Source organism: Nitrosomonas sp. H1_AOB3 (assembly GCF_015709435.1).
Lineage (GTDB): Bacteria > Pseudomonadota > Gammaproteobacteria > Burkholderiales > Nitrosomonadaceae > Nitrosomonas > Nitrosomonas europaea.
This window is the reverse complement of the sequence record NZ_CP054389.1, coordinates 1112377-1130021: the sequence shown is the minus strand read 5'-3', so window position 1 is coordinate 1130021 and position 17645 is coordinate 1112377. Positions and strand designations below refer to the sequence as shown.

The window sequence follows — 17645 nt, the reverse complement described above, 5'->3', positions numbered from 1 at the left end:
ACCCATACGAATATATTTAATACAGAGCCATGATACCCCGTCCCATACCTGAACCCAGTCCCGATCTGTACACCGAAGAAGAAGTTTCAAAACTGGTACATGAATTTTATGCCAAAGCGAGAAAAGATGCCGCATTAGGTCCTATTTTCGAAGAACATGTGATCGACTGGGATGCGCATTTCGTACAAATGACCAATTTCTGGTCAGCCCAATTGCGTGGTACCAGCCGTTTTCGTGGTGCCCCCATGCCTAAACACATTGCCCTGCCGGAACTGAATGAAACACTTTTCAAGCGCTGGTTGCAGCTTTTCCGGCAAACGACGCTCGAACTGGGCAACCCGCTACTGAAGCAACATGCAGATACCGTCGCAGAATTTATTGCCGGACGCCTCTGGATGGGCTATCAGATGAGCCATTTCCCGCATCGTGAACCGGCTGATCTCAATACTTCCGAAGTATAAAAAGCAATGGATCCACGCTACCTGCAGTCATGCGTGAGTCATCGGTCGTCATGAGGCAGGTCTGCGGCCGGATTATATTTCCGGCTGGCTGATGCCTGGTTCGATAGTATGCGTATAACCCGACGGTCGGTGATCCATAGGGGAGAGCCTGTTGCTCTGACCATAGGCAATTTCGACGGTGTGCATCTTGGCCATCAGGCAATGATCGCCCGCCTGAAACGGGTTGCCGGTCGTTTAGGAATTGCATCATGTGTCATGACGTTTGAACCGCATCCGCGAGAGCGTCTGATGCCCGAGCAGGCTCCGGCGCGGTTGACGGATTTGCGTGAGAAATTGGAACTGCTGGCGGGTTATGGCGTGAGTCGTACGCAGATCTGTCGTTTCGACCATGAATTTGCCGGAATCAGTGCGGAATCATTCATCACACGTATTCTGCTGCAGGAAATGAATGTCCGCTGGCTGCTGATAGGAGAGGATTTTCGTTTTGGTGCCCGGCGTTCGGGAGATCTTACCTTGCTGCGAAAGTTCTTTTCGGAGCCAGATGAGCTGGAGGTCATGTCCCCCGTTACTGTGGATGAATTGAGGGTATCAAGTACAGCAGTGCGCGATGCCCTGGCATCGGGCAACCTCGATCTGGCTGCAGACTTCCTGGGGCGCCCTTACAGCATCAGCGGGCGGGTGGTGGATGGCATCAAACTGGGCAAAAAACTGGGTTTTCCGACGGCCAACATATGGTTGAAGCATCATCATCTTCCGCTAAGCGGTATTTTCGTGGTGGAAGCAAACTGGTGTAATGATTCAGGCCATACACGGCGAATCCGGGGAGTAGCCAGTGTGGGTGTCCGGCCAACCATTTTCGAACACGCACAACCGCTGCTGGAAGTACATTTGTTTGATTTTGATGAACAGATCTATGGACAGCATTTGCGAGTCGATTTTTTACAAAAACTCAGAGATGAAGAAAAATTTCCTGATATGGAAACACTCGTAAAACAAATAGAACAGGACGTGGATCGCGCCAAAGCCTATTTCTCCCGAACGGATGCTGCCATGCATCAAACGATCTGCCTGGATTGCTGAAATGACGATCGATTACAAGAAAACACTCAATCTGCTGGATACATCTTTCCCCATGCGCGGAGATCTGGCTCGGCGCGAACCCGCCATGCTCAAAGCCTGGCAGGAAAGAAATCTTTACCGGAAAATCCGTGCAATCAGCCAGGGACGGCCGAAGTTCATTCTGCATGATGGCCCGCCCTATGCCAATGGTGACATTCATATCGGCCATGCCGTCAATAAAATCCTCAAGGACATCATCATCAAGAGTAAAACGCTGTCGGGCTTTGATGCACCGTATGTTCCGGGCTGGGATTGTCATGGTCTGCCGATCGAGCATCAGATTGAAAAAAAATATGGCAAGCACCTGCCGGCTGATCAGGTGCGCAAACTGTGCCGGGCCTTTGCGCAGGAACAGGTAGATCGACAGAAGGCTGATTTCATGCGGCTGGGAGTCCTGGGTGACTGGGAGCACCCCTATCTCACGATGAATTATGCGATCGAGGCAGGTATCATCCGTGCACTCGGGAAAATTTTTCGCAATGGCCACCTTTATCAGGGACAGAAACCGGTCAACTGGTGTATCGACTGTGGCTCGGCCTTGGCGGAAGCCGAGGTGGAATATGAAAACAAGCGCTCGCCCGCGATCGATGTCGGGTTTGAAATAATCGGGCGAAAGGATGTCTGTCATCCGCTTGCCGGCGTCATGGCAGCAGAAATTCCGGCGGGTACCCGTATTTTTGCCGTGATCTGGACGACGACGCCATGGACGCTCCCGGCCAATCAGGCGGTATGTGTGCATCCCGAGTTCGATTACAGTCTGGTCAGCACTTCCCGCGGCTGGTTGCTGTTGGCTTCCGAGCTGACGAATGCCTGTCTTACCCGTTACCAGCTCGAAGGACAGGTAGTAGCGACTTGCAAAGGCCTGGCACTGGAAGGGCTATCCTTGCAACATCCTTTTGCCGATCGTATCGTCAAAGTGATCTGCGGACGACATGTGACACTGGAGGCGGGTACTGGCCTCGTCCATACCGCACCGGCTCACGGGCTGGATGATTACTTCATTGGTCAGCAGTATGGCCTGCCCAGCGACAGCCCGGTCAAAGGCGACGGTAAATTCTCAGAACAGATTTCACTGGTCGGGGGAATGTTCGTGTGGAAGGCCAATGATGTTGTGATCAATACCTTGCGCAGTAGTGGACATCTGCTGCATGCCGAAGAGATCGAGCATAGCTACCCTCATTGCTGGCGACATAAAACCCCGATCATTTTTCGCGCAACACCCCAATGGTTCATTGGCATGCAGCGGCAGACTGCTGAATCACAATCTGTCGGGGAATCGCTGCGGGATCTCGCTCTTCGTGCGGTGGAGCTTACGCGCTTTTATCCGGCGTGGGGCAGGGCGCGGTTGGAAGCCATGATCGGAAACCGGCCTGACTGGTGTATTTCACGCCAGCGTAACTGGGGCGTTCCAATGACTTTTTTTATCCATAAGGAAGCCCATACACTGCATCCGCGTACACCTGAGCTGTTGGAGAAGGTGGCCGGCCTGGTCGAACAACAGGGGATCGAAGCATGGTTCAGCCTCGATGCGACCGAATTGTTGGGAGAGGAAGCACAGCATTACCAGAAACTGACGGATACGCTCGATGTCTGGTTTGATTCCGGTACCACTCATGAGACCGTATTGAAGCAGAACATACAGTTGCGGCATCCGGCCGATCTTTATCTGGAAGGTTCCGATCAGCATCGTGGCTGGTTCCAGTCATCACTGCTGACGGGGTGTGCGATCGATGGATGTGCGCCTTATACCGCTTTGCTCACACATGGTTTCGTGGTGGACGGGCAGGGCTACAAAATGAGCAAATCGAAGGGTAACGTCATCGCCCCGCAGAAAATTGCCGATACACTCGGTGCCGATATTTTGCGGCTCTGGGTAGCTTCTACGGATTATTCCGGTGAATTGTCCATCTCCGATGAAATTCTCAAGCGTACAGTCGAAACCTACCGGCGTATTCGCAATACCTTGCGCTTTCTGCTGGCTAATCTGGCAGATTTCAATCCTGCTGCGGATGCATTACCACCGGCAGAATGGGTGGAAATCGATCGCTACATGCTCGCTTATACAGCAGCATTGCAAAATGATCTGCTTGGGTTTTACGAGCGTTACGAGTTTCATCAGGCAGTTGCCCGGTTGCACCATTTCTGTTCCGAAGATCTGGGCGGGTTCTATCTGGATATTCTCAAGGATCGCCTTTATACCTCGATGGCAAATGGAATTCCGCGGCGTTCGGCTCAGAATGCGCTCTATCATATCGTGCACAGTCTGGTACGTCTGTTTGCACCCGTGCTGAGCTTTACCGCAGAAGAAGTCTGGCAGGAGCTGGGTGAATCAGCAGAAGACAGCGTATTTCTGCATACCTGGCATTGCTTTCCCGATCAATCAGAAATACTGTCCGATGCACAGATATTGATACCGCGCTGGCAGCGGCTGCGTGAACTGCGTGCCAGGGTGCTGAAACAGCTCGAAGATGCGCGTATCCAGGGTGAAATCGGCTCTTCACTGGCTGCTATCGTTGAAATCCATGCAGCGGGTGAAGATTTCGCATTGCTCGACTCACTGGGAGATGATCTCCGGTTCGTACTGATTACGTCCGAGGTTCATTTGCAGCGTGTGGATGATGCGGCTGGGGAAGTTATCCGGGTGACAGCCAGTCCGCATATGAAATGTGAACGTTGCTGGCATTATCGGCAGGATGTGGGGTCAGTTCCCGAACATTCTTCGCTGTGCAGCCGTTGTGTAAGCAATTTGGCAGGTTCCGGTGAATATCGTCGTTTTGCCTGATTACCCGGGAACACTCATCGAAAAAATATAGAAGGGCGTACGATGAAACTTTATTTCAGCCTGACTCTGGCGGTAATCATTCTGGTGATGGATCTGCTCACCAAGCGCTGGGTGGAGCTCAATCTGACATATGGTCAGCAGATTATGATTACGGAATTTTTCAATCTCGTACTTACCTATAATGCCGGTGCTGCCTTCAGTTTCCTGAGTGATGCTTCCGGATGGCAGCGATGGTTCTTGAGTACCATCGCTGTTCTCGTATCTGTCCTGATTGTTTATCTGCTGTATAAGAATACGGCCAACCGGCTGTTCTGCTTCGCGCTGAGCCTTATTCTGGGAGGGGCGCTGGGCAATCTCTGGGATCGTATCATGCTTGGGCATGTCGTTGATTTTCTGGATTTCCATTTGAACGGTTATCATTGGCCGGCATTCAATCTGGCTGATTCAGCCATATTTTGCGGTGCATTCCTGTTGATTCTGGATAGTATCCGCAATGGACGCAATGATTCCGTTCAGGAAGGATGAGATTATTTTCAATCTGTCAGATTCTGCAAGGCTGTTTCCCGCTTTTGGAATCCAATGGAAAATTTGAAATGAGAACGGAGCTGCATCATGTCGGATGATGATCAGATCAGAATCGATGGTGCGATAGCGCGTAAAACACCTTATGGCATGCTGCGTGAACCGACCTTCTCGGGCATGCTTTCTTTTATGCGCTGCAATTTCCGCAAAGACCTGACGGGTGCCGAACTGGTAATCAGTGGTATTCCACTGGATCTGGCGGTGTCTTATCGTTCCGGTACACGTTTTGGCCCGCTGGGGATTCGTCAGGCTTCTGCCGAAGTTGCTTCGTTAAAGCCTTATCCGTGGGGATTCGATCCATTCGAACATCTTGCCGTGATCGATTCTGGCGATTGTTTTCTCGACGTGCATAACCCGTTGACGATCCATGGTGCGATTGTTGACCATGCACGGCATATTCTGGCCTCTGGCGCACGTATGCTGACATTCGGCGGTGATCACTCGATTTCCTATCCGTTGCTGCAGGCGCATGTGGAAAAGACAGGTACTCCGCTGTCGTTGATTCACTTCGATGCGCATTGTGATACCTGGCCGGATGATTCACTCGCTTCACTGAACCATGGCTCCATGTTTTACAAAGCGGTGCGGGAGGGTCTGATCGACGTCAAACGCTCCGTTCAGATCGGTATTCGCACCTGGAATGATGATTTCATGGGGATCAATATTCTGGATGCCGATCGGATACACCGGCAGGGCACGGATGCGGTCGTTGCAGAAATCGAGCGCATCGTCGGAACTCAACCGGCATATCTTACTTTTGATATCGACTGCCTTGATCCAGCCTATGCGCCAGGTACCGGTACGCCGGTTTGTGGAGGATTGTCTACTGCCCAGGCACTGGCAATCATTCGTGGCCTTACGACAATCAACCTGATCGGCATGGATATCGTAGAAGTATCGCCTCCCTATGATCACAGCCAGATAACGGCGCTTGCGGCAGCCCATATCGCCTGTGATCTGATCTGTCTGCTGGCAAAGCGCAAGGCTGACGGGCTGTTATAGGATCTGCGTTGCCTGCCGGACCCTGATTTGCAGGAGAAGGCTGTCCGGCAGGTTGTGGGAACGTACGATTTAGAATTTATAGCCGCGATGGAGTGCAACGACTCCCGCAGTAAGATTGAAATACTCGACTCGTTCAAAACCAGCCTGCTGCATGAGCTGTTTCAGCTCTTCCTGAGAAGGGTGCATACGAATGGATTCGGCAAGGTAGCGGTAGCTGGTATCGTCACGGGCAACGATTTTTCCCATGAAGGGTAGTGCCTTGAACGAATAAGTGTCATATAGAGGCTGCAAGGGTTTCCATACCTTGGAAAATTCCAGTACGATGAGTGATCCTCCCGGAGACAGTACCCGCCACATTTCCCGAAGAGCCGCATCTTTATGCGTCATGTTTCTCAAACCGAAAGCGACACACACCCGATCAAAATAATTATCCGGAAAGGGCAGCTTTTCAGCATCGCATTGTGCAACTGGTACGCTTTTGCCGTCATTCAGCATACGATCACGACCGATCGACAGCATGGAGTTATTGATATCTGTCAACCAGACTTCGCCTGTGCTACCTGTTTTTTCAAGAAAAAGCCGGGTCAGATCAGCAGTTCCACCTGCGATATCGAGCACTTTATCCCCGGGTTTGGCACCGCTGACATCGATCGCAAACCGCTTCCACAAGCGGTGCAATCCCATGGACATGAGATCGTTCATCAGATTGTAGCGTGCTGCTACAGAGTGAAACACTTCCGCAACCTTGCGGGCTTTTTCCGTTTCCGAGACGGTTGTGAAACCAAAGTGTGTGGAATTCGTCATTCTGGAGATGTGTTGTACTGAGTGGTTGATCGATGTCTGGGTAACAGGATTATCCTGTTTCGCGACTGCCACTGGCAGCCTGCAGTCGCTGCAGGTAATCCTGCCACATGGTTTCCTGATTCAGTCCGTAATCATAGAGCAAATCCCAGGAATATAGCCCGGTGTTATGACCATCAGAAAAATCCAGCCTGACCGCATAGCGGCCAATCGGCTCGATATGGGTTATGGTTACATTTTTCTTGCCGGTCTGCAGAATTTCCTGGCTGGGCTCATGGCCGCGAACTTCAGCAGAAGGTGAGTAGACACGCAAAAATTCACATGGAAAGTTGAATGCCTTGCCATCGTTGAAGGTCACGCTTAGTACACCGGATTTACGGTGCAGTTTCAATTCTGTCGGAACAGGTGTTTGTGGATTGAGTCCTGCCACGGATATCATCCTATGAATACAAAAAAATCATGTAACCGGAAAGCCCACAAAAACAGCTTTATGGTAAGGCTTCTTCTTGCGGTTTACGTTCGGGTTTGACCAGATCTTCCCGTTTGGCACCCAGTAATAGCAGTATCGGGCTGGCAATCATGATCGATGAGTAAATGCCGAATAGAATACCGATGGTCAGTGCCAGTGCAAAGTTGTGCAGTGCTTCTCCTCCGAACAGGAACATGGAAATAACGACCATTTGTGTACTACCATGCGTGATGATCGTGCGTGACATGGTTTCAGTGATGGCATTATCGATGATTCTTGTTACGGTTGCCTTGCGCAGCTTGCGGAAATTTTCCCGGATCCGGTCGGAAATAACCACGGATTCATTGACGGAGTAACCCAGTATCGCGAGCACGGCAGCCAGAACGGTCAGATCGAATTCCCATTGAAAAAAGGAGAAACAGCCTAAGATAACCAACACATCATGCAGATTGGCAATGATACAGGCGACACCGAATTTCCATTCGAATCGGACAGCCAGATAGGCGACTATGCCCATAGAAACGAACAGCATTGCCAGCAGGCCATTTTCCAGTAGTTCGTCACCCACTTGCGGACCCACGAACTCTACCCGCTTCATCTCAACTGAGGGGTCATCCGCTTTGAGTGCAGCCATAACCGTTTCGGATAGATTACCCCCGGCGTGTTCCAGCTTGACAGGGAGCCTGATCATGACGTCACGAGATGTTCCGAAATTCTGTACGATGGCATCAGACATTCCGATGCCGGCAAGAATTTTACGCGTTTTATCGAGATCGGCTGGCTGCTGGTAGCTGATTTCCATTACCGTACCGCCGGTAAAATCTACTGCGAGATTCAATCCTTTTGTGGCAAGGGAATAAATCGCCAGGATGGAGATAATCAGGGAAAAAGTCATTGAAAACTTTCCCCAGCGGGCAAAAGGAATGTCGCGTTCGAATCTAAAAAAATCCATGGTTATCCGGTTTCAGTAAATATTTAACGTTTGCCGCTACTTTTTTTCAGCATTTTGATGGTTCCGATCGGGACATGTGCCAGTTTACGATTTCCGTAAAACAGATTGACCATTGCGCGTGAAACGGTGACAGCGCTGAAGAGCGTGGTCAGAATTCCCAGACACAATACGACGGCGAAGCCTTTTATCGGTCCACTGCCGAATATCATCAAACCGAGGCCGGCAAGTAATGTGCTGAGGTTCGTATCGATAATTGCATCCCATGCACGCTCATACCCGGCATGGATAGCGGCCTGGGGGGTAGCGCCATGCCGTAATTCATCGCGGATCCGTTCGTTGATCAGTACGTTGGCATCGATTGCCATCCCCACGGTCAGCGCCATTCCAGCCATTCCGGGGAGTGTCAGTGTAGCTTGTAAGATCGAAAGCAATCCGATCAGAAACAACAAGTTGGTAGCGAGTGCCACGACAGAGATGACACCGATAGCCGAGTAATAAATCATGATGAATACGGATACGATCATGAAGCCGTACAGAGTCGAATTGAATCCTCTTTCTATGTTCTCAGCGCCGAGACTTGGCCCGACGGTACGTTCCTCGATGATTTCCATGGGAGCGGCCAGAGCACCGGCACGCAACAGCAGGGCTACGTCACGCGCTTCGATACTGTTCATCTGCCCGCTGATCTGTACACGCCCGCCACCGATTTCTTCCCGGATGACCGGAGCGGTGACGACTTCAGTCACATTTTTCTCTACCAGCAGGATAGCCATACGCTTACCTACGTTATTACGTGTCAGCTGCTTGAAAATTCGTGAACCGTTGTTATCCAGGGTAACGTGGACGGCGGCCTGTCTGTCCTGATCGAAACCGGGTTGAGCATCCGTGATGCGATCACCGGTGAGCAATACCTGTTTTTTGACCAGCAGATGTCCTCCTCCACGCTCGGAAAGCAGTTCAGTCCCGGAAGGTACTGATCCGCGCAATGCGGCATCGATATCGCCATCCTCATCGACCATGCGTACTTCCAGTGTGGCGGTTCTGCCCAGAATATCCTTGGCCTTGGCGGTATCCTGCACACCCGGCAACTGCACGATCACCCGGTCGGCGCCTGCCTGCTGGATGATCGGCTCTGCCACGCCCAGCTCATTCACCCGGTTGCGCAGAGTGGTGATATTGCGCTGAACTGCCGTATTCTGCATGCGTATCAGTGCTTCAGGCTTGATCGAGGCAACCAGGCGCCGCTCTCCGTTGACGTCTTCCGACCGAAAAGCGAGATCTTCAAAGGTTTTTCCCAGTTCAGAAATTGCTTTTTCACGCGCCTGTTCATCACGGAATTTGATGATGATTCTCGAACGATCCCGGTCAATGCCGGCTGAAGGAATTCTCTGTTCGCGCAAAGTGCTGCGCAGATCGGCGTTGTAACGGTCGAGTGCCTTGGTCAATGCTCCTGCCATATCCACCTGCAGCATAAAGTGGACACCTCCCCGCAGGTCGAGGCCCAGATACATGGGCAGCGCACCAATATGACGCATCCACTGAGGGGAATTCGGCAGCAAGTTCAAGGCAACGATGTAATCACTACCCACTTCAGCATCCAGAATATCCCGCGCTTTGATCTGGGTATCGGTATCGGAAAACCGGATCTTGATTCCGGTGGATTCGAGTATCGTTCCGTTGTAGGGGAGACCATGCTGTTTGAGTACTTGTTCAGCACGCTGCAGAAGGGCCATATCGGTTTGAATGCCGGCCCGCAAGGGTGAAATCTGGACGGCGGGAGATTCACCAAAAAAGTTGGGCAGGGTATACAGCAATCCAAGCAATATTGAAACGGCGATGACGATATATTTCCAGAGGGGGTAGCGATTCATGATAACCAGTGTTTCAGAAGAAAAAAGGGCGGAAATGCTGTTGCAATCTCATAGAGATCGGATATGCCGCTAAACTAATTTTTTTCGCTATCCTGTTTGGAGGGTGCTGAGGAAGATTCAACTTCACTGGTTTCCGTTACGTTGTCTTCAGGTTCATCCTGACGGGATTCGCCGGCTTTCTGTCTGCTATTTTTCAGTGCCCGATTGCTTTTACCGGTTTCGACACTTTTCAGCGTTCCTTTGGGTAACAGTGTCTGAACGGAGGATTTGAGAACGATGATCTCGACACCGGTTGCAATTTCCATGGTGATGTAGCTATCGCCAGCACTGACGACTCGACCCAGTTCACCGCCACTGATGACGATTTCATCTCCCTTCTGTAACCCATTCTGCATTTCTTTCTGTTCCTTAGCTCGTTTTGTCTGCGGACGGATCAGCAGGAAATAGAAAATGACCAGAATACCAATCATGGGCAGAAAGCTCATCAGGGTGGGGTCGGAAGTCTGAGCTGCACCATTGGCAGTCTGGGCAAAAGCTTCTGTTATGAGCATATGATCTTCTCCTTCGATTGGGTATGGATGCGAATTAAACTGAAGCACATTTTAGCATGAAGTCCTGACCAGAAAATTTGCGTGCAAACTGTTCAAACTGACCGGTTTCGATTGCTTTACGAATATTTGCCATGAGTCGCTGGTAGTAATGCAGGTTGTGCAGCGAGTTGAGCCGGGCACCCAGCATTTCGCCGGTACGCTGCAGATGGTGCAGGTAAGCACGTGTGAAATGACGGCAGGTGTAACAATCACAGTGTTCATCCGGTGGCGAGATATCCAGCCGGTAGCGGCTGTTACGTAGCTTGAGAATACCCTGGCTGGTATAAAGCCAGCCATTACGTGCATTGCGGGTGGGCAGCACACAGTCGAACAGATCAATACCCTGCGCTACAGCATGGACAATATCCTCGGGTGTTCCCACACCCATCAGGTAGCGTGGTTTGTCTGCGGGCAGTTGCGGTGCAGTGTGTCTGAGGATGCGCTGCATGTCTGCTTTGGGTTCACCCACGGATAATCCACCGATGGCGTAGCCGTCGAAACCGATGGCACACAGCCCGGCCGCGGAACGATCGCGCAGTGATTCATACATGCCTCCCTGCACGATACCGAACAGTGCATTCGGGTTACCGGCATGGGCTGCTTTTGAACGTTCAGCCCAGCGCAGGCTCAGCTGCATGGAAGATTCAGCAATCTGCATATCGACCGGGTAGGGAGTACATTCGTCGAATATCATGACGATATCCGAATTCAGTACCTGCTGGATCCGCATGGATTCTTCCGGTGTCAGAAAACAGGTATCCCCGTTGACCGGTGAACGGAAACGCACACCTTCTTCACAGATTTTGCGCAGTGCTCCCAGGCTGAATACCTGGAATCCACCCGAGTCAGTCAGGATCGGCCTGTCCCAGTGCATAAACCGGTGCAATCCCCCATGTGCCCCGATCACTTCCAGACCGGGACGCAGCCATAAATGGAAGGTGTTACCCAGAATGATTCCGGCACCCAGGGTGTGCAGTTCATCCGGGGATAATCCTTTGACTGCACCATAGGTACCTACCGGCATGAAGGCTGGAGTTTCCACCGTGCCATGGGCAAGTGTCAGCGTTCCCCGGCGGGCTTCATGATCACGGCAGTGGAGTTGAAATTTCATGGCTGGCTGTCGATCAGCATGGCGTCACCGTAACTGAAAAAACGATAATGATTGTCGATGGCATGCCGGTAGGCATGGCGGATGGTTTCCATTCCGGCGAAAGCCGATACCAGCATCAGTAACGTGGAGCGAGGCAGATGAAAATTGGTCAGCAACCGATCTACGATGCGAAAACGGAAACCAGGGGTGATGAACAGATTGGTTTCACCAGCACCGGCAACCAGGGTTCCATCGTTAGTCAGCATGCAGGATTCCAGTGCGCGCAGGCTGGTAGTACCCACCGCAAGCACACTGCCACCGGCAGATTTGCACATTTGGATGGCTTCCACCGTTTCTGTCGGGATATGGTATGGCTCGGTATGCATGACATGCTGATCGATATTTTGCACGCGTACCGGCTGGAAGGTTCCCGCTCCGACATGCAGCGTGACGTAGACGATTTTCACTCCCAGAGTACGTAATGTTTGCAACATGGTTTCATCAAAATGCAAGCCGGCAGTAGGGGCTGCAACGGCTCCGCTTTCCTGTGCGAAAACGGTCTGATAGCGGTTTTCATCGGAAACAGTCGCATTTCGCCCGATGTAAGGCGGTAGCGGTGTATGTCCAAATTGATCGAGCAATTCGATCAGCGGCAGTGAATGCATGAAGCACAGGATATAAATATCCTGCTCGCGTGCTTCCACCTGTGCGGTTATGTTGTTTTCCAACAGCAGGGTGGAGCCGATCACCGGCGCATGACTGGCACGGATCAGTACCCGTGCCCGATGAGTGTCCAGAATGCGCTCGACCATGACTTCAACCTTACCACCGGTGGATTTGACGCCTGACAGGCGGGCTTTGACGACACGGGTATTGTTGAGCACGATGACATCGCCTCGTTTGAGATAATCAGGCAGATTTCTGAAAGCAGCATCACGCAAATCAGCGTGCTTGCCGTTCACATACAGCATCCGGCTGTCTGACCGGTTTGCAAGCGGAAATTGTGCAATCAGCTCATCGGGAAGGTGGAAATCGAAATCATCGGTTTTCATGCTGCGGATTATACCGATGGCAAGCAAAGTAGCCCTATCTTTTGCGGGAAGAACACACAGCAGCGAGAGATTCCTCACCAGAAGTTTTCTGTCAGACCTGAATGGCTTGCTCCTTCAACGCTACGATCTTCTTCGCGCTTCTTGCGATCATCACGATTTTGCCCGCAATGCGGCTCATGGAGAACTTAATCAGAGGTTCCTTAAAGGTATAATCGCAGTTTTATCATTCCGGCAGAAAATCATCTATCCATGCAAGAAAAATACCATCCCCAGGAAATAGAACGACAAGCCCGGCAAAGCTGGCAGGAAACAAACATTTTCAATGTGACTGAGATCCCAGACAGGCCAAAATACTACTGCCTTTCCATGTTTCCTTATCCTTCCGGCAAGCTGCATATGGGGCATGTGCGCAACTATACGATCGGGGATGTATTGTCACGTTATCGCCGCATGCAGGGGTATAACGTCATGCAGCCGATGGGTTGGGATGCATTCGGATTGCCGGCCGAGAACGCTGCGATCCAGAAAGGAGTACCACCCGCAAAATGGACTTATGACAATATCGCTTACATGCGCAGCCAGTTGCAAAGTCTGGGGTTTGCTATCGACTGGCAGCGTGAACTGGCCACTTGCGATCCACAGTATTACCGCTGGAATCAGTGGCTGTTTCTGCGCATGCTGGAAAAGGGTATTGCCTATCAGAAAACGCAGGTGGTCAACTGGGATCCGGTTGATCAGACTGTACTGGCCAACGAGCAAGTGATTGACGGATGCGGCTGGCGTACCGGTGCAGTGGTGGAAAAACGGGAAATTCCGGGCTATTACCTGGCGATAACCCGCTACGCAGATGAATTGCTGGCCGACCTGGAAAAACTGCCAGGCTGGCCGGAGCGCGTAAAAACCATGCAGGCCAACTGGATCGGCAAAAGCTTTGGTGTGGACATTACGTTCCCGCCGGATACTGCTTCCGGCATGCCACAAGCGCTTAAGGTATTCACTACCCGGGCAGATACGCTGATGGGGGTGACCTATGTGGCGGTTGCGGCAGAGCATCCGGTTGCTTTACATGCAGCACACAATCAGCCTGATCTGGTGGCTTTCATTGAATCCTGCCGGCAGGGTGCCACCATGGAAGCAGAGTTGGCTGTCCAGGAGAAAAAAGGGATGGCCACCGGGTTGTATGTCCTGCATCCGCTGACCGGTGAGCGTCTGCCGGTATGGGTCGCCAACTATGTACTGATGAGCTACGGTGAAGGCGCTGTCATGGCGGTCCCGGCGCATGACGAACGTGATTTTGATTTTGCCCGCCAGCATTCTCTGCCGATCAAACCGGTCATCAGGCCAGAAAATGGCGAGCTATCCGTACCACTCGTTCAGGCCTTTACCGAATATGGGGTAACGTTCAATTCCGACCGGTTTTCAGATCTGACATCACCGGAAGCGATCGATGCAATTGCAGTGGAACTGGGGCGGAAAGCGCTGGGTGAGAAACGGGTGCGGTATCGTTTACGCGACTGGGGAATTTCACGTCAGCGTTACTGGGGCTGTCCGATTCCACTGATCCATTGTGATAGTTGCGGTGTAGTACCAGTAGCAGATGATCAGTTACCTGTCGTACTCCCGGAAGATCTGGTACCGGATGGTTCGGGCAATCCGCTGGCAAAAACACCTTCATTCTATGAGTGTACCTGTCCACGTTGCGGGCGGCAGGCACGCCGCGAAACCGATACCATGGATACATTCGTCGATTCCTCATGGTATTTCATCCGTTATGCCTGTCCGGATCAGTCTGCTGCCATGACCGACCAGCGGGCAAATTACTGGCTGCCGGTCGATCAGTACATCGGCGGGATCGAGCATGCCATTCTGCACCTGTTGTATTCGCGTTTCTGGAGCAAGGTCATGCGCGATCTGGGGCTGGTGTCGTTCGATGAACCCTTTGCCAATCTGTTGACACAAGGCATGGTGCTGAACGAGATATTTTTCCGTAAAACCAGCAGCGGGCGTATCCAGTATTTCAATCCGGCAGAAGTGGATGTGCAGCACGATGGAGAAGGAAAAAGAGTCGGCGCCGTTTTGCAGGCGGATAACCAATCGGTTGAATCCGGCGGTATCGGCACCATGTCAAAATCGAAAAACAACGGGATCGATCCACAAGAAATCATTGAGCAATATGGGGCAGATACTGCGCGACTGTTCATGATGTTTGCCAGCCCGCCGACACAAACGCTGGAATGGTCGGATGCCGGTGTCGAAGGTGCTTTCCGTTTTCTCAAGCGGTTGTGGCGACAGGTTTATTTGCACAGACAGCTGGATGGCGAAGCTGCTGCGACTACTACTCTGGTACCGCATCAGGAATACCCGGCTGATCTGCGAAATTTGCGTTGCCAGTTGCATCAAACGATCGTCAAAGTGACGGATGATCTTGAACGGCGTCACACGTTCAATACTGCGATTGCAGCCATCATGGAGCTGATGAATGAGCTGTCCGATGTACAGGGCACCCATCCGGCCGCACGCCAACTGATGCAGGAAGCACTGGAGAATATCGTGCTGCTGCTTTCACCCATCGTTCCGCATATCTGTCATGTATTGTGGCGTGAACTGAGACCGGGTACCGAACTGCTCGATCAACCCTGGCCGCAAGCAGATGATCAGGCATTGATTCAGGATGAAGTTGAAATTGTCGTCCAGATCAATGGCAAGCTGCGCGGGCAGATACGCATTGCCAGGGAAGCAGATCGGGCTGCTGTTGAACGAACAGCACTACAAGATGAGCATATACAAAAGAGTATAGCCGACCGGCCTGTCAAGAGAGTCATCGTCGTGCCGGGAAAACTGATCAATATCGTTGTTTAGCGGAAGAGGTCTTACCCATGACGACATTGCGAACCCTGATGGCTGTTTCGCTTGTACTGAGTCTGGCTGCTTGCGGTTTCAAACTGCGGGGACAGGTTTCTGAACTTCCTTTTGAACGGGTTTACATCACAGCACCTGCAGGATTGACCATTGGTTCCGATCTGGAACGGGTGATCAGTACGCATACCCGGGCGAAGGTCGTCAATAAAGCCGAAAAATCCGAGGCAATCATTCAGATCGTTCATGCAATCAGGGAAAAAAGAATCCTGTCGCTGTCAGAGAGTGGAAGAGTGCGTGAGTTTGAGCTGGTCTATCGAGTCGCTGCCCGGCTGCTCGATGCGCACAATGCTGAACTGGCGTCTCTGCAGGAAATCAGACTGACCCGCATTCTTCCTTTTCTGGATGCACAAGAGCTGGCAAAAGCGGCAGAGGAGGAGATGCTGTACAAGGATATGCAGAAAGATGCCGTGCAACAGATTCTTCGTCAGGTTTCGGCAGTCACCTCAGCGGGATAAGATAGTAGCGTATGCGATTGGATCCTGAGCATCTTGCCAGACAGCTTGATGGAAGTATTGCACCACTATATGTGGTACTCGGGGATGAGTTGCTGTTGGTGATGGAAGCCGTTGACGGGATCCGTGCGTATGTCAGAGGGCAGGGCTACACCGAACGTACGATCCTGACTGCCGATCAGCGTTTTGACTGGGTGAATCTGTTTCAATGGGGGCGGCAATCCTCGCTATTCAGTGAAAGACGCATGCTCGATTTGCGAATTCCTTCCGGGAAGCCGGGCAGAGAAGGCGGTGTAGCGATCGAAACATTCTGCCGGGAGTTACCGCGTGATACTGTGACTGTCGTTACTCTGCCGGAAATCGATAAACAGGGACGTGCAAGCAAGTGGTTCAAGGCACTTGAACAGGCAGGCCAGGTGATTGAAGTAAAACCGGTCGGGCGTGACCGGCTGGCACACTGGATAAAGCAGCGTCTTGACCGGCAGAATCAGACGATTGATCGGGATACACTGCAATTCTTTGCTGGCAAGGTGGAAGGCAATCTGCTGGCAGCTCACCAGGAAATCCACAAACTTGGACTGCTCTATCCATCCGGCCGACTGACTTTCGAGCAGGTCAAAAATGCCATTCTCGACGTTACCCGCTTTGATGTGCTGCAGTTACCGGAGGCCATGCTAACGGCCGATATGGTGCGTTATCGCCACATTCTGGAAGGATTGCAGGGGGAAGGGGTGGCACCTCCATTGATACTGGCTATTTTGTCGGAACAGATTCGTCTGCTGATAAAAATTCATCTGCTAAAAAATTCCAGCCGGGGTATGACGATCGAACAGGCCATGACAGCATTGCGAATATGGCCTGCCAGACAAAAACTGATGATGGGGGCAATTCAGCGTATACGCTATCCATTGCTGGTACAAGCACTGTTGCAGGCAGCTGTCATTGATCGGATCATCAAGGGAGTGGAGCAAGGGGATATCTGGGAGGAATTATTGAATCTCGGGATTTGTTTTGCTGCTGATTGCAGTTTCAAGATTATCGGAAGAAAAGATCTTTCATTCATTATCAACTTATCTTTAAAGTAAATGAAAGCAAACATTGCGTGGCAGGAAGGAGTCAGTTTTCTCGGGCAGGTCGGAAGTGGACACTCCGTATTGATGGACGGTGCGCCGGAAGCGGGTGGAAAGAACCTTGGGCCGCGTCCGATGGAAATGATATTACTGGGCCTGGGCGGCTGTACCGCTTTCGATGTGGTGCATATTCTGCGCAAGGGGCGGCAGGCAATTACCGGTTGTCAGGTCGAGATGGATGCACAACGTGCGACAGAAGATCCGAAAGTGTTTACCCGTATTCATTTGCATTTCATCATTACCGGGAAGGGTCTCGATCCTCGGCAGGTAGAACGGGCGATCAATCTCTCTGCCGAGAAATACTGCTCTGCTTCCATGATGCTGAAAGCAACGGTAGATATCACACATGATTATGAAATCATTGCCGAATGAG

General features: G+C 51.6%; 16 protein-coding genes. 9 read left to right on the top strand and 7 right to left on the bottom strand.

Annotation, left to right across the window (positions count from 1 at the left end; genetic code table 11):
* The first annotated feature begins 29 nt into the window (after positions 1–29).
* From HRU73_RS05345 to speB, 5 genes are all read left to right on the top strand, one after another.
* Entirely contained in the window at positions 30–461 is a 432-nt protein-coding gene (locus HRU73_RS05345) for a group III truncated hemoglobin (RefSeq protein ID WP_011111742.1), read from the top strand.
* Positions 462–569: 108 nt separating this feature from the next.
* The gene (locus tag HRU73_RS05340) at positions 570–1541 is read left to right on the top strand and encodes a bifunctional riboflavin kinase/FAD synthetase (protein ID WP_287399761.1); all 972 of its coding nucleotides are present in this window, start codon (positions 570–572) and stop codon (positions 1539–1541) included.
* A 1-nt stretch (position 1542) separates the two neighbouring features.
* A complete protein-coding gene (ileS, locus tag HRU73_RS05335; RefSeq protein ID WP_287399760.1) occupies positions 1543–4362 on the top strand; it encodes an isoleucine--tRNA ligase in 2820 nt (939 codons plus the stop codon).
* A gap of 42 nt (positions 4363–4404) precedes the next feature.
* On the top strand, positions 4405–4887 hold the full coding sequence (gene lspA, locus HRU73_RS05330; RefSeq protein ID WP_011111739.1) for a signal peptidase II: 483 nt from the start codon (positions 4405–4407) through the stop codon (positions 4885–4887).
* 87 nt (positions 4888–4974) lie between these two features.
* Positions 4975–5946 (top strand): agmatinase, encoded by a 972-nt coding sequence (gene speB, locus HRU73_RS05325; RefSeq protein ID WP_287399758.1) that lies wholly within the window; start codon positions 4975–4977, stop codon positions 5944–5946.
* Positions 5947–6015: 69 nt separating this feature from the next.
* Here the strand turns inward: speB and ubiE are convergent, their stop codons facing one another.
* The 7 genes from ubiE to queA form a co-directional block, all read right to left on the bottom strand.
* Positions 6016–6750 carry a bifunctional demethylmenaquinone methyltransferase/2-methoxy-6-polyprenyl-1,4-benzoquinol methylase UbiE gene (ubiE, locus tag HRU73_RS05320; protein WP_011111737.1) on the bottom strand — a complete coding sequence of 245 codons (735 nt, stop codon included), beginning with the start codon at positions 6748–6750 and terminating at the stop codon, positions 6016–6018.
* A gap of 49 nt (positions 6751–6799) precedes the next feature.
* Positions 6800–7177 carry a gamma-butyrobetaine hydroxylase family protein gene (locus tag HRU73_RS05315; RefSeq protein WP_287399757.1) on the bottom strand — a complete coding sequence of 126 codons (378 nt, stop codon included), beginning with the start codon at positions 7175–7177 and terminating at the stop codon, positions 6800–6802.
* A gap of 58 nt (positions 7178–7235) precedes the next feature.
* Positions 7236–8168: a protein translocase subunit SecF gene (gene secF, locus HRU73_RS05310; RefSeq protein ID WP_287399756.1), complete on the bottom strand. Its 933-nt coding sequence runs from the start codon at positions 8166–8168 to the stop codon at positions 7236–7238.
* Between the two features lie 23 nt (positions 8169–8191).
* On the bottom strand, positions 8192–10039 hold the full coding sequence (gene secD / locus HRU73_RS05305; RefSeq protein WP_287399755.1) for a protein translocase subunit SecD: 1848 nt from the start codon (positions 10037–10039) through the stop codon (positions 8192–8194).
* 74 nt (positions 10040–10113) lie between these two features.
* Positions 10114–10590: a preprotein translocase subunit YajC gene (gene yajC, locus HRU73_RS05300; RefSeq protein WP_011111733.1), complete on the bottom strand. Its 477-nt coding sequence runs from the start codon at positions 10588–10590 to the stop codon at positions 10114–10116.
* A gap of 34 nt (positions 10591–10624) precedes the next feature.
* Positions 10625–11740, bottom strand: coding sequence for a tRNA guanosine(34) transglycosylase Tgt (gene tgt / locus HRU73_RS05295; protein WP_287399752.1), 1116 nt, complete (start codon positions 11738–11740; stop codon positions 10625–10627).
* Positions 11737–12771, bottom strand: a complete 1035-nt coding sequence (gene queA, locus HRU73_RS05290) for a tRNA preQ1(34) S-adenosylmethionine ribosyltransferase-isomerase QueA (protein ID WP_287399750.1) — start codon at positions 12769–12771, stop codon at positions 11737–11739. The genes tgt and queA overlap by 4 nt, the downstream gene beginning before the upstream one ends.
* A 249-nt stretch (positions 12772–13020) precedes the next feature.
* On the opposite strand from queA, the gene leuS reads away from it, so the two are divergent.
* From leuS to HRU73_RS05270, 4 genes are read left to right on the top strand one after another with little or no spacing between them, the layout of a single operon-like run.
* Positions 13021–15630, top strand: a complete 2610-nt coding sequence (gene leuS, locus HRU73_RS05285; protein ID WP_287399748.1) for a leucine--tRNA ligase — start codon at positions 13021–13023, stop codon at positions 15628–15630.
* A 17-nt stretch (positions 15631–15647) separates the two neighbouring features.
* Entirely contained in the window at positions 15648–16145 is a 498-nt protein-coding gene (locus HRU73_RS05280) for an LPS-assembly lipoprotein LptE (RefSeq protein WP_281870480.1), read from the top strand.
* Positions 16146–16156: 11 nt separating this feature from the next.
* A complete protein-coding gene (gene holA / locus HRU73_RS05275) occupies positions 16157–17227 on the top strand; it encodes a DNA polymerase III subunit delta (protein WP_287399745.1) in 1071 nt (356 codons plus the stop codon).
* Positions 17228–17644, top strand: coding sequence for an OsmC family protein (locus tag HRU73_RS05270; protein WP_281871121.1), 417 nt, complete (start codon positions 17228–17230; stop codon positions 17642–17644). It begins immediately after the preceding gene.
* Position 17645: the final 1 nt, after the last annotated feature.

Excerpts from the sequence above, each read along its gene's own strand:
- ubiE (WP_011111737.1), bottom strand. The coding sequence starts at position 6,750 with ATGACGAATTCCACACACTTTGGTTTCACAACCGTCTCGGAAACGGAA.
- queA (WP_287399750.1), bottom strand. The coding sequence starts at position 12,771 with ATGAAAACCGATGATTTCGATTTCCACCTTCCCGATGAGCTGATTGCA.
- secD (WP_287399755.1), bottom strand. The coding sequence starts at position 10,039 with ATGAATCGCTACCCCCTCTGGAAATATATCGTCATCGCCGTTTCAATA.
- secF (WP_287399756.1), bottom strand. The coding sequence starts at position 8,168 with ATGGATTTTTTTAGATTCGAACGCGACATTCCTTTTGCCCGCTGGGGA.
- HRU73_RS05280 (WP_281870480.1), top strand. The coding sequence starts at position 15,648 with ATGACGACATTGCGAACCCTGATGGCTGTTTCGCTTGTACTGAGTCTG.
- HRU73_RS05340 (WP_287399761.1), top strand. The coding sequence starts at position 570 with ATGCGTATAACCCGACGGTCGGTGATCCATAGGGGAGAGCCTGTTGCT.
- tgt (WP_287399752.1), bottom strand. The coding sequence starts at position 11,740 with ATGAAATTTCAACTCCACTGCCGTGATCATGAAGCCCGCCGGGGAACG.
- speB (WP_287399758.1), top strand. The coding sequence starts at position 4,975 with ATGTCGGATGATGATCAGATCAGAATCGATGGTGCGATAGCGCGTAAA.
- HRU73_RS05345 (WP_011111742.1), top strand. The coding sequence starts at position 30 with ATGATACCCCGTCCCATACCTGAACCCAGTCCCGATCTGTACACCGAA.
- yajC (WP_011111733.1), bottom strand. The coding sequence starts at position 10,590 with ATGCTCATAACAGAAGCTTTTGCCCAGACTGCCAATGGTGCAGCTCAG.
- lspA (WP_011111739.1), top strand. The coding sequence starts at position 4,405 with ATGAAACTTTATTTCAGCCTGACTCTGGCGGTAATCATTCTGGTGATG.
- HRU73_RS05270 (WP_281871121.1), top strand. The coding sequence starts at position 17,228 with ATGAAAGCAAACATTGCGTGGCAGGAAGGAGTCAGTTTTCTCGGGCAG.
- holA (WP_287399745.1), top strand. The coding sequence starts at position 16,157 with ATGCGATTGGATCCTGAGCATCTTGCCAGACAGCTTGATGGAAGTATT.
- ileS (WP_287399760.1), top strand. The coding sequence starts at position 1,543 with ATGACGATCGATTACAAGAAAACACTCAATCTGCTGGATACATCTTTC.
- leuS (WP_287399748.1), top strand. The coding sequence starts at position 13,021 with ATGCAAGAAAAATACCATCCCCAGGAAATAGAACGACAAGCCCGGCAA.